This is a genomic window from Wolbachia endosymbiont (group A) of Hylaeus communis, from assembly GCF_947251915.1.
In the GTDB taxonomy this organism is placed as follows: domain Bacteria; phylum Pseudomonadota; class Alphaproteobacteria; order Rickettsiales; family Anaplasmataceae; genus Wolbachia; species Wolbachia pipientis.
The window spans coordinates 364,989-377,860 of record NZ_OX366396.1; the positions used below are offsets into that span (position 1 = coordinate 364,989).

Annotated in this window: 4 protein-coding genes; 2 read left to right on the top strand and 2 right to left on the bottom strand. The window is 36.0% G+C overall.

The features are described from left to right. Positions 1 to 22: 22 nt before the first annotated feature. Positions 23 to 8,482, top strand: coding sequence for a DNA-directed RNA polymerase subunit beta/beta' (locus OPR52_RS01815; protein WP_265038327.1), 8,460 nt, complete (start codon positions 23 to 25; stop codon positions 8,480 to 8,482). A 67-nt stretch (positions 8,483 to 8,549) separates the two neighbouring features. Here OPR52_RS01815 and dusB read toward each other — a convergent pair whose 3' ends face one another. Continuing rightward, the gene (gene dusB, locus OPR52_RS01820; protein ID WP_012673040.1) at positions 8,550 to 9,512 is read right to left on the bottom strand and encodes a tRNA dihydrouridine synthase DusB; all 963 of its coding nucleotides are present in this window, start codon (positions 9,510 to 9,512) and stop codon (positions 8,550 to 8,552) included. 5 nt (positions 9,513 to 9,517) lie between these two features. Further along, positions 9,518 to 11,449, bottom strand: a complete 1,932-nt coding sequence (locus tag OPR52_RS01825) for a C48 family peptidase (RefSeq protein ID WP_265038328.1) — start codon at positions 11,447 to 11,449, stop codon at positions 9,518 to 9,520. Between the two features lie 143 nt (positions 11,450 to 11,592). Between OPR52_RS01825 and serS the strand changes: the two genes are divergently transcribed. Next, positions 11,593 to 12,870 (top strand): serine--tRNA ligase, encoded by a 1,278-nt coding sequence (gene serS, locus OPR52_RS01830; RefSeq protein WP_253303755.1) that lies wholly within the window; start codon positions 11,593 to 11,595, stop codon positions 12,868 to 12,870. Positions 12,871 to 12,872: the final 2 nt, after the last annotated feature.

Here is a 12,872-nt window from a genome sequence, read left to right on the forward strand (position 1 = left end):
TTAATTAGTTTGGGGTATTTTAATGGTTGATTCTTCTTATATGTACGCTTCTGGTGCTTTTGTTCCTAGAGTTTCTTATTCTAGGTCGATTGATTTAAAAGATTCTTTATTGGATTTGGTTAAGGTTCAAAAAGAATCATATGATTCTTTTACTCCTAAGAATAAGGGTAATGAAAGACTTGAAGTTATCTTTCATACAATCTTTCCAATAAATGATCCTTTGCGTAGGGCTACTATTGAGTTTATAAGTTGTAGGGTAGATGATCCTAAGTATGATGAATCTGAGTGTATAAAGCGTGGTGTAACTTTTTCTGCTCAGGTTATTGCTTCTATACGTCTTGTTGTTATGCAGGATGGTATTTCTCTTGATGAATATAAATCGATTAAAGAGAGTGGAGATCATTATAAACTTGCAACCGTTGTAAAATCTATAGAAGAGCAGAAAGTCCACTTTTGTGGGTTGCCTATGATGACTGATAAGGGCACTTTCATCATTAATGGTGTGGAAAAAGTTATCGTCTCACAAATGCATAGGTCTCCTGGTGTATTTTTTGATAGCGATAAGGGAAAAACTTACAATTCTGGTAAATTGATCTATTCTGCTAGAATTATTCCTTATAGGGGTTCTTGGCTTGATATTGAATTTGATGTTAAAGACCATTTGTATTTTCGTGTTGATAGAAAAAGAAAATTGCCAATTTCAGTTTTATTAAAGGCGTTGGGTCTATCAAATAATGATATACTCGATAGATTTTATGAGAAAATAAAGTATGTAAAACATAAAGATGGTTGGAAAGTGCCTTTTGTTCCTGATAAATTTAAAGGAGTGAGGCTGCCTTTCGACTTAATGGATATTGAAGGTAATGTGCTGCTTAAAGCTAACGTTCGTATTACCTCAAGACTAGCTAAAAAGCTATATGATAATGAATTGAAAGAGTATCTGGTTCCTTTTAATTCTATATGTGGTTTATTCCTCGCAGAAGATTTAATGGATAGTGCTAGCTCTACGAAAATTTTATCTGCTGGTGAATCTATAAAGCTGGAAGACATAAAGAAGCTTGAGTTATTATCTGTAGATGAAATATCAGTGTTGAACATAGATAATTTGTTTGTTGGACCTTATATATTAAATACGCTTTTCTTAGATGAAAACATGTCTTATCAGGATGCACTATATGAAATATATAGAGTTTTGCGTCCTGGTGAAGTTCCTGTTTTAGAGATAGTAGAAGAGTTTTTCCGTAATCTTTTCTTCAGTCCGGAATATTATGATTTGTCTAACATTGGTAGGTTGAAGCTTAACTCTTACCTTGGATTAAATTATGATGAGGATTTAACTGTTTTAACGCATGAAGATATTATTGAAATTGTGAAAAAAATAGTATTGTTACGTGACGGTCAAGGATCTGTAGATGATATTGATCATTTAGGAAACAGAAGAGTAAGATCAGTTGGAGAGTTTATAGAAAATCAATTTAGAACTGGGTTGTTGAAATTGGAACGCGCAATAGTTGATTCTATGTCCACTTCTAGTTTAGATAAAGTTTCTCCATCTGATTTTATTAATCCAAAAGTGTTAACTAATGTCTTAAGAGATTTCTTCAATTCTTCTCAATTATCTCAATTTATGGATCAGACTAATCCGTTATCTGAAATAACACATAAAAGAAGGTTATCCGCGTTAGGTCCTGGCGGTTTAACAAGAGAACGGGCAGGATTTGAGGTGCGTGATGTTCATCCAACTCATTATGGAAGAATTTGCCCTATTGAGACTCCTGAAGGGCAAAATATAGGGTTAATCAACAGCTTAGCTATATACGCGCGTATTAATAAATATGGTTTCATTGAAAGCCCTTATAGAAAAGTAGTCAATAGGGTTGTTACTGATCAAATTGAGTATCTTTCTGCTATAGACGAAGGCTCACATCATATAGCTGACACTAGCGTAAAGCTTGATGAAAATAATTGCTTTGTTGATGACATGCTATACTGTAGATATGCTGGTAGCTTCGTCATGGTAAGTAGCGACCAAGTTAGTTACATTGACGTATCTCCTAAGCAGGTAATATCAGTTGCAGCTTCCTTGATTCCATTTTTAGAAAATGATGATGCTAATAGAGCATTAATGGGCTCAAATATGCAACGTCAGGCCGTACCTTTATTGAAGCCTACCGCTCCTCTGGTTGCTACTGGTATGGAGTCTTTTGTAGCTTCTGGCTCTGGTGCTGTAGTTTTAGCAAAACGCGATGGCATAGTTGATAGCTCTGATAGTAACTCTATAGTTATACGTGCTTTTGATAAAGAAAGGGTTAACTACTTGGACGTAGATATTTATCATCTAAGGAAATTTCAGCGTTCTAACCATAATACTTGTATTAATCAAAGACCGCTAGTGTGCGTAGGTGATTATGTTAAAAAGGGTGATGTAATAGCTGATGGTCCTGCAATTAACAGTGGTGAGTTGGCGCTTGGTAAAAATTTGCTAGTCGCTTTTATGTCTTGGCAAGGTTATAATTTTGAAGACTCTATTATTATTTCTAGTGAAGTTGTTAAAAAAGATCTCTTTACTTCTATTCATATAGAAGAATTTGACTGTGTTGTACATGATACCCCTTTAGGATCAGAAAAAATAACTCGTGCTATACCTGGTGTTAATGAAGAAAATCTATATCACTTGGATGATAGTGGTATAGTGAAAATTGGTACAAGAGTTGGTCCAGGCTATATTCTGGTAGGTAAAGTTACACCTAAACCTTCTCTTTCATTGCCTCCTGAAACGAAGTTATTAATGACAATTTTTGGTGAAAAGTCATTCGATTGTGCGGATTCCTCTTTATATACATCTCCAGATGTTGAAGGGACAGTAATTGATGTACAAGTCTTTACACGCAGGGGGGTTGAAGAAAATGAAAGGGCATTACTCATCAAACAAAAAGAGATAAATGACTTTGAGGAAGAGCGAGATTATATAATCAATGTTACTAGTGAATATTTCTATGATGAACTGAAGAAACTTCTTATTAATTCTGGTTCTCAAGATCGAGAAAAATTTGACTCTATTGAACGTGAGCAATGGTGGGGTATAGGATTAAAAAACCAATCCATTTCTGAGCAAGTTAAGAGCTTAAAAAAAGATTTTGATGAAAAAGTATCACATGCAATAGCACAGTTTAAGCGAAAAGTAGAAAAATTACATGAAGGTTATGACCTGCCTCAAGGTGTGTCGATGTCAGTAAAAGTTTTCATTGCTGTGAAACATAGTCTGCAACCAGGGGATAAAATGGCTGGTAGACATGGAAATAAAGGTGTGATTTCTCGAGTTGTGCCAGTGGAAGATATGCCTTATTTGGAAGATGGTACTCCTGTTGATATTATTCTTAACCCTCTTGGTGTTCCTTCACGAATGAATGTAGGACAAATACTGGAAACGCATGTAGGTTGGGCTTGTAGAAAATTAGGGGAAAAGGTAAGTAATATTCTCGATGAGATCAATAAGATCAAAAGTGCTTTTTGCAAGGGAATTAGGTCCCTTAACGATGATAATTTTACACAATTTGCAGTAGCATACCTTGATAATAAAAAAATTGAAAATATTGATGATGATGAAATAACGGCTTCTGTTTTAAATACACCTAATAAGAATGCACTAAATGACGAGTTGAATGAGTTAGTAGAGAACTATTTGAACTCTTGTAAAAGTTCATACAGCAATTTACGTAACTTCCTGATTGAGGTTTATAGCTATGGCAGTAACGTATCTATCTGTAATGATATTCGTAATATTAGTGATAATAATCTCATTGAATTTGCACGCAAATTACGTGATGGCGTTCCTGTTGCTGCACCTGTATTTGAGGGTCCAAAAGATGAACAAATAGCAAAATTATTTGAACTTGCTGGTTTAGATAACTCTGGACAAGCTGTATTATATGACGGTTGCAGTGGTGAAAAATTCGACCGCAAGGTTACAGTTGGTTACATGTACATGCTTAAGTTGCACCACTTGGTTGATGGTAAAATTCATGCGCGTTCAGTAGGGCCTTATAGTTTGGTTACTCAACAACCTCTTGGAGGAAAATCTCATTTTGGTGGTCAGCGTTTTGGTGAAATGGAATGTTGGGCATTACAAGCCTATGGTGCTGCTTATACTTTGCAGGAAATGTTAACTGTGAAGTCTGATGATATTAATGGTAGAGTTAAGATTTATGAATCGATAATAAAAGGTGACAGTAATTTTGAATGTGGAATTCCTGAATCCTTTAATGTGATGATAAAAGAACTACGTTCTTTATGTTTAAATGTAGATTTAAAGCAAAATGATGTAGTGATTGAAGATATATCTCACACTAACATTGCACAACCTTTTAATGAGGTTAGCATATCGATTGCTAGCCCTGAAAGTATTAAGCGTATATCTTGTGGTGAGATAGAAGATGTTTCAACTGCAAATTATCGTACGTTCAAAGTTGAGAAAGGTGGATTATTTTGCCCTAAGGTTTTTGGCCCTGTCAATGACGATGAATGTTTATGTGGAAAATACAAAAAAAGAAGACACAGAGGTCGCATATGCGAAAAATGCGGAGTAGAAGTTACATCTTCTAAAGTAAGAAGAGAAAGGATGGGTCATATAGAGCTTGCATCTCCTGTTGCTCATATATGGTTTTTGAAATCGCTTCCTTCAAGAATTGGAGCATTATTGGATATGTCTCTCAGAGATATTGAGAATATTTTATATAGCGATAATTATATCGTAATAGATCCTCTTGTTTCGCCTTTTGAAAAAGGTGAGATTATTAGTGAAAAAGCTTATAATGAAGCTAAAGATAGCTATGGGATCGATAGTTTTGTAGCTATGCAAGGTGTTGAAGCTATAAGAGAGTTGCTAACGCGCCTTGATTTACATGAAATTAGGAAGGATTTAAGACTAGAATTAGAATCTGTTGCTTCTGAGATAAGAAGAAAGAAAATTATAAAGAGATTGCGTATTGTTGAAAACTTCATTAAATCTGGAAATAGGCCTGAGTGGATGATACTTACAACTATACCTATTTTACCACCTGATTTGCGTCCTTTGGTATCGCTTGAGAGTGGTCGTCCTGCAGTTTCTGATCTGAATCATCATTATAGGACTATTATTAATAGAAATAACAGGTTGAGGAAATTGTTGAGCTTAAATCCTCCTGAGATTATGATTCGTAATGAAAAAAGGATGTTACAAGAAGCAGTTGATTCTCTTTTTGATAATAGTCGTCGTAATACTTTGGTAAATAAAGCTGGTGCTGTTGGATATAAAAAGTCCATTAGTGATATGTTAAAAGGAAAACAGGGTCGTTTTCGCCAGAACCTCTTAGGAAAAAGGGTAGACTACTCTGGACGTTCTGTAATAGTTGTTGGTCCAACTTTGAAACTAAATCAGTGTGGATTACCAAAAAGAATGGCTCTTGAACTATTCAAACCTTTTGTTTACTCAAAGCTTAAGATGTATGGTATGGCTCCAACTATTAAGTTTGCTAGTAAGTTGATAAGAGCAGAAAAACCAGAAGTTTGGGATATGCTTGAAGAGGTAATAAAAGAGCATCCTGTTTTGTTGAATAGAGCGCCTACGCTACATAGACTTGGTATTCAGGCTTTTGAGCCAATCCTTATTGAAGGCAAAGCAATACAGCTTCATCCGCTTGTCTGTACGGCGTTTAATGCTGATTTTGATGGTGATCAAATGGCAGTGCATGTGCCAATTTCATTGGAAGCTCAGCTTGAAGCTAGGGTGTTGATGATGTCCACTAATAACGTTTTAAGTCCTTCTAATGGCAGACCGATTATAGTTCCTAGTAAAGATATAGTACTTGGTATATATTATCTGACTTTACAAGAACCTAAGGAAGATAATTTACCATCTTTTGGTGCTTTTTGTGAAGTTGAGCATTCCTTGAGTGATGGTACTTTACATATTCATTCTAGTATAAAGTATAGGATGGAGTATATTAATAGCAGCGGTGAAACTCACTATAAAACTGTTTGTACAACTCCTGGCCGTTTAATATTATGGCAAATTTTTCCTAAGCATGAGAATCTAGGCTTCGATCTAATAAATCAGATATTAACAGTCAAGGAAATAACTGGTATAGTTGATTTGGTATATCGTAACTGTGGTCAAAGTGCTACAGTGGCATTTTCTGATAAATTAATGGTACTTGGCTTTGAGTATGCCACATTTTCTGGTGTCTCTTTTGGTCGTTGTGATATGGTTATACCTGAAACTAAAGCTACACATGTTGATCACGCGAGGGGTGAAATTAAGAAATTCTCTATGCAATATCAAGATGGGCTAATAACTAGAAGTGAGAGGTATAACAAGGTTATAGATGAATGGTCTAAGTGTACGGATATGATAGCTAATGATATGTTAAAAGCAATATCTATATATGATGGAAATAGTAAGTACAACTCAGTGTATATGATGGTTAACTCTGGTGCAAGGGGTTCTACTTCACAGATGAAACAGCTAGCAGGAATGCGAGGGCTCATGACCAAACCTTCTGGTGAGATTATAGAAACACCTATAATTTCTAATTTCCGTGAAGGATTGAACGTATTTGAATACTTTAATTCTACTCACGGTGCGCGTAAAGGTTTAGCTGACACTGCACTTAAAACTGCAAACTCTGGATACTTAACTCGTCGTTTAGTTGATGTATCTCAAAATTGCATAGTTACAAAGCATGACTGTAAAACAAAAAATGGTCTTGTTGTGAGAGCTACAGTTGAAGGAAGTACTATAGTTGCATCTCTAGAGAGTGTTGTGCTGGGTAGAACAGCTGCAAATGATATATATAACCCAGTGACAAAAGAATTATTAGTAAAAGCAGGGGAATTAATTGATGAGGATAAAGTAAAGCAAATCAGCATTGCAGGTCTTGATGTTGTAAAAATTAGATCGCCTTTAACTTGTGAAATAAGTCCTGGTGTATGTTCTTTATGTTATGGAAGAGACCTTGCAACTGGTAAAATTGTTTCAATAGGTGAAGCAGTTGGTGTTATAGCTGCTCAATCTGTTGGAGAGCCAGGTACTCAGTTAACGATGCGTACTTTTCATATAGGTGGAGTAATGACTAGAGGCGTTGAATCCTCGAATATTATAGCTTCTATTAATGCTAAAATAAAGTTAAACAATAGTAATATAATTATAGATAGAAACGGAAATAAAATTGTGATAAGCCGTTCCTGTGAAGTCGTGTTGATTGATAGCCTTGGTAGTGAGAAGTTGAAGCACAGTGTACCTTACGGCGCTAAACTTTATGTAGATGAGAGTGGGTCAGTAAAAATTGGCGATAAAGTTGCGGAATGGGATCCTTATACATTGCCTATTATCACGGAGAAGACTGGTACAGTGTCTTATCAGGACTTAAAAGATGGAATTTCGATCACTGAAGTGATGGATGAATCTACAGGAATATCAAGCAAAGTAGTAAAAGACTGGAAATTGCATTCTGGTGGAGCTAATTTACGTCCTCGTATTGTGCTGCTTGACGATAATGGTAAAGTAATGACACTCGCAAGTGGCGTTGAAGCATGTTATTTTATACCAATCGGTGCAGTGCTCAATGTACAAGATGGCCAGAAGGTTCATGCAGGTGATGTTATTACAAGAACACCAAGAGAGTCAGTTAAAACTCGTGATATTACTGGTGGTTTACCGAGGGTTATAGAGTTATTTGAAGCACGTCGTCCTAAAGAGCATGCTATTGTTAGTGAGATAGATGGCTATGTAGCGTTTTCTGAAAAAGACCGTAGAGGAAAACGCAGTATATTAATTAAACCTGTAGATGAACAAATTTCTCCAGTTGAATATTTGGTATCAAGAAGTAAGCATGTAATAGTCAATGAAGGTGATTTTGTACGTAAAGGTGATCTATTGATGGATGGTGACCCTGATCTCCATGATATTTTACGTGTGCTTGGGTTAGAAGCTTTAGCGCACTATATGATTTCTGAAATACAGCAAGTTTATAGATTGCAGGGTGTTCGTATAGACAATAAGCATTTAGAGGTGATCTTAAAACAAATGCTACAAAAAGTGGAAATTACTGATCCTGGTGATACTATGTACTTGGTTGGCGAAAGCATTGACAAGCTGGAAGTTGATAGGGAAAATGATGCTATGAGTAACTCTGGCAAACGGTCTACTCATTATCTTCCTATTCTGCAGGGGATTACTAGGGCAAGTCTTGAAACTAGCTCCTTTATTTCTGCTGCCTCTTTCCAAGAGACAACAAAAGTACTTACAGAAGCAGCATTCTGCGGGAAGAGTGATCCTTTAAGTGGATTAAAAGAAAATGTTATAGTAGGAAGATTAATTCCTGCTGGTACAGGTTTGATTATGAATAAGATCAGAGCACTTTCACTTTGTGATAATGTGGATAAATATGAAAAATATTTTGATATTGAAACTTATGACGAGGGATGGTTGATGGTTGATGGATAATGGTTGTCATTTACACTCTGGTGAGGAAGAGAGCGTAGTGGCATACGATCAGTCGAATTGAGTACAGCTAGTGTGTCTCTTGACCAAAAAAGCCAATAATATTTTCTTTCACTTCTGTGCTATCTGTCATGTTATTTACTCTCACACGAAATTCAGATGAGCCTTGAAGCCCGCTACTGTACCAACCTATGTGTTTGCGGGCCATCTTTATTCCTGTGTCATTTCCATAGTACTCAAGAATATTGTCGTAATGCTCGAGTATGATGCTTAATCTCTCTGAAGCTGTTGGCTCAGAAGTTTCACTTCCACTGAGAAAGTTCATTGCTTGATTAATCAGCCAAGGTTTACCGTAGGCACCACGACCTATCATCACTCCGTCTGCTCCAGATTCTTTGAGAGCATTCTGAATATCATTTAAATTTTTAATATCGCCATTTACTATAACTGGAATTTTCACTTGCTCTTTAACATTTCTAACGAATTTCCAATCTGCTTGACCATTATAAAGCTGCGCTCTTGTTCTTCCATGCACAGTGATCATTTTTGCTCCTAAGTCTTCGGCAATTTTCGCAAGTCTCGGGGCATTGCGATTTTCATCGTTCCATCCAGTGCGCATTTTCACCGTAACTGGCATATTCACTGCTTTGACCACAGCTTCAATTATCTCAGCGGCTTTTTTCTCATCACGCATTAGCGCTGATCCTGCATAACCGTTTACAACTTTTTTAACAGGGCAACCAAAGTTTATGTCTATAATTTTTGCTCCCATGTCCTCGTTTAATTTTGCAGCCTCCGCCATAACATCTGGCTCACACCCAGCAAGCTGCACAGCAGTTAATGCATCGACTTTTGCTTTTTGCAAACTCTGGCGAGTTTGCATAATCATAGCTCTGCTTGCGATCATCTCTGAAACTAACAAACTTGCACCAAGTTTCTTCACAATACTTCTAAACGGATAATCAGTCACTCCAGACATTGGAGCTAAAATAACTGGAGAATCAATTGTCAAATTTCCTACTTGTAGGGACATATATTCTATGTGTTCAAACCTAGCGCATTTACACATACTGTTACAACACTTTGTATAGCCGAACTTACTTTTTCCATAAGAGAAGGCTCTACCTCTACTATCTCAGCTCTCTCATAATGACCAGGTGCCAAGTATACCGTTTCTTGTTCTTTATTTCCCCATAGCTCGTTGTTCTGCTGATAACCTTCATTTATCATTCCCGCATTTGGCAGAAACAATGTATTTACATCATTACCATTATTTTTATAGTAGACGTCAATTTCAATATTAGCCAGCGAAGCTAAGATAGAAATTTCTTCTATGAAAACATGGTAACTTTGGCTGCTGATTGCCTCTAGATAAGATCTATAAATGGATTTGCCATTGAGAAAAGAATTTGCTGCAGTATCACTATTATAATTTCTATCATATTTTCTTTCACTAATATTGAGATTACTAGCACTAATGCTTCTTAAATCACCTATAACTTCATTTTCTTTTAATGTTGTAAAACAACATAACTTTTTTATTAATTTATTAGTCTTTTTTTTGATCTTCTCTACCCGTCTGTTTGTATGCTGAACCAAATCTTTTATTGAGTCCGACATACCAATCAAATGATTTGGATTTTCTAAGAATGCACCAAAAACTTTCTGCATCTGTCCCTTCAATAACTCAGGCATCCTTGGATCATTCAAAGAGTTAAATTGACTTAAAAATTTGTGCCATTCCATTCTCATATCTTGTGCTTTTTCAGTTTTATATTGACCAGAGCTATTATCACCAAATACCGCATGGAAAAAGCAGTTGCCATCACCTGTAGTATTATATTGAACAATTTTTGTTTGCTTACTTTCTACTGAATCTAAACTTACTCCGCTATCTTTACGACTTATATTTCCTGGACTACCTAATACAGGGCTTGGCGTGCCAGCCCTGCTTTGTTCATCCTTTTTCAACGCTTTTGCAAATTCTTTTCTCTTCTCTATTAATTGCTCTGAACTAAGTTCATATTTTAGCTGATCATCAATTTCATCAAACGATTTGCCTGCTTTCAGCATATCTGTAATTTTCTTAGCATTCTCTAAGGCAAATATTCCACAATTATACTTATCATCTTGTTGTTTAGCTTTTGAGTTTCTAATACTACTATTGTCTATTCCTAGAGTTTTCTGTAGCGCACTTGATACCTCTTCTGGTAATGGTTCACCAAATGAATCGCAATAGCAAGCTCTAAACTTTTCACTCTTTTCGTCGTAAGAAACACCCAGTGTTACCCAATGGTTTCCATTTAAATTAAGGATTGAAGTGAACACTAAATCACTACCCTCTCGTTCTACTTTATTTTTATATTCTTTTAGTTCTTGCTCTAAAGATGATGTAGAGTCAGGACAAGCAAAAATCACACCTTCAGAAGTATCTTTTAAGCCTTTTTTATTTTTGTGTGCTATCCACCCATATTTGCTTTTTACAATATCTCTAATATCAGTAGTAGTTAATTTGTAATTATAATTCTTTTCTTTCTCTGTTTGATGTAAAAAAGAATTATTATCTATAGCTATTTCCGATGTAATAACACCACTATCCCTATCAGGAGTTTTCGGTCTTGCTTGCTTTTCTGGAGTCTTGCCTTGCAAATCTTGTAGTTCTGTATCTTTTTCTTCACTCTTTTCCCCCTTTGAAGCTCTTTTTCCATTAATATAGTTCTTCGCTAAGTAAAATAAAGGTTCAACAACCATTTTGTATGCTACTGTAAGAATTATTCCCGTTAAAACCCAAACTACGGGGTTAGAGATGAGCATAGCAAGTGGAAAGGTCAATAGAGGGGATCCTATTACCGCCCCTAAACAGCCAGCAGCGAATGTGGCTGCTAGGCATACACAAGTAGCGTAGATAACGAATTCCTCACCAGCAAAGTAAGTGCTCTCTTTCTGATTATTTTTTGTAATGCCCAACATACTACACCCTATGAACGCTAAGTTAATTAAATTTTAACAAATTCTAACAAAAAAATCAACCATAATAATTTTAGTAGTATGAGAATATATTGAATATTAAGAGCTTTTGGAGTACAGTAACAATGTTAGTAATAGCACAATATATGCACGATATAGAATATATACGCAAAAACCCTGAAGGATTTGAAAAGGCAATGAAAAGCAGGGGAATTAGAGAATCTACTGCGGAAGAGATATTAGAAATCGATCACGAGAAAAGATCATTAACCACTAAACTGCAGGATTTGAATAGGCAGCGCAATGAAATCACAGAGGAAATAAAAAAGCTTAAAATGAGCAAGAGCCCCTGTGAAGAGCAAATAGAGTTGTCAAAAAGCATCACAAATGAGATAGAGGCAATCAGCTTAAAAGAACAAGCAGAAAAGGATAAGTTAGTGAATGTTTTATCTAACTTGCCGAATATTCCTGCGCAAGATGTGCCAATAGGCGCAGATGAGAACTCTAATTTAGAGGTGAGAAGATATGGAGGAAAAAGACAGTTTGATTTTGTACCAGAATCTCATTATGAACTCGGAGAAAAATTAGGTTTAATGGACTTCGAACAAGCGGCGAGAATTTCCGGATCAAGATTTACGATATTAAAAGGACAGTTAGCTAAGCTTGGACGAGCGCTAATAAATTTTATGCTTGAAATGCATGTTAATGAATTTGGCTATACTGAGCTGTACCACCCGACTTTGGTGAAAAACGAGGCTATGTATAATGTTGGTCAGCTACCGAAATTTTCTGACGATTCGTATTTAACTACCGACGAATTGAGGTTGATTCCCACAAGTGAAGTGTTTTTAACAAATTTAGTTGCTGACAAAATAATGGAAGAAAAAGAACTGCCTATTCGCTTTACTGCATATTCGGAGTGCTTTCGTAAAGAAGCAGGCAGCGCAGGGCGAGACACGAGAGGTATGATAAGGCAACACCAATTTGGTAAAGTGGAGTTGGTAAGCATCACAACTGAAGACCAATCAAATGATGAGCTTGAGCGTATGACGAGTGTTGCTGAAGAGATATTAAAAAAATTAGAATTGCCATACAGAGTAATGCTGCTTTGCAGTGGCGATATGGGTTTTGCTGCACAAAGGACTTATGACATAGAGGTATGGTTACCTGGGCAAAATAAATATAGAGAAATATCAAGCTGCTCAAATTGTGGTGCATTTCAAGCAAGAAGGATGAACGCTAAATACTCTTCAGAAACTGATAAAAAGATGAAAAAATATATTCACACTTTAAACGGCTCAGCTTTAGCTATAGGAAGAACGATTATTGCCATAATGGAGAATTATCAAAATTCTGACGGGTCGATTGCAATACCAAACGTGTTGCAAAAATACATGAGTAATGATACTGTTATAAGCAAATAATA

What these genes read in the sequence shown, in the direction of transcription:
- dusB (WP_012673040.1), bottom strand. Translation starts at nt 9,512, where the DNA reads ATGTCCCTACAAGTAGGAAATTTGACAATTGATTCTCCAGTTATTTTA.
- OPR52_RS01825 (WP_265038328.1), bottom strand. Translation starts at nt 11,449, where the DNA reads ATGTTGGGCATTACAAAAAATAATCAGAAAGAGAGCACTTACTTTGCT.
- OPR52_RS01815 (WP_265038327.1), top strand. Translation starts at nt 23, where the DNA reads ATGGTTGATTCTTCTTATATGTACGCTTCTGGTGCTTTTGTTCCTAGA.
- serS (WP_253303755.1), top strand. Translation starts at nt 11,593, where the DNA reads ATGCACGATATAGAATATATACGCAAAAACCCTGAAGGATTTGAAAAG.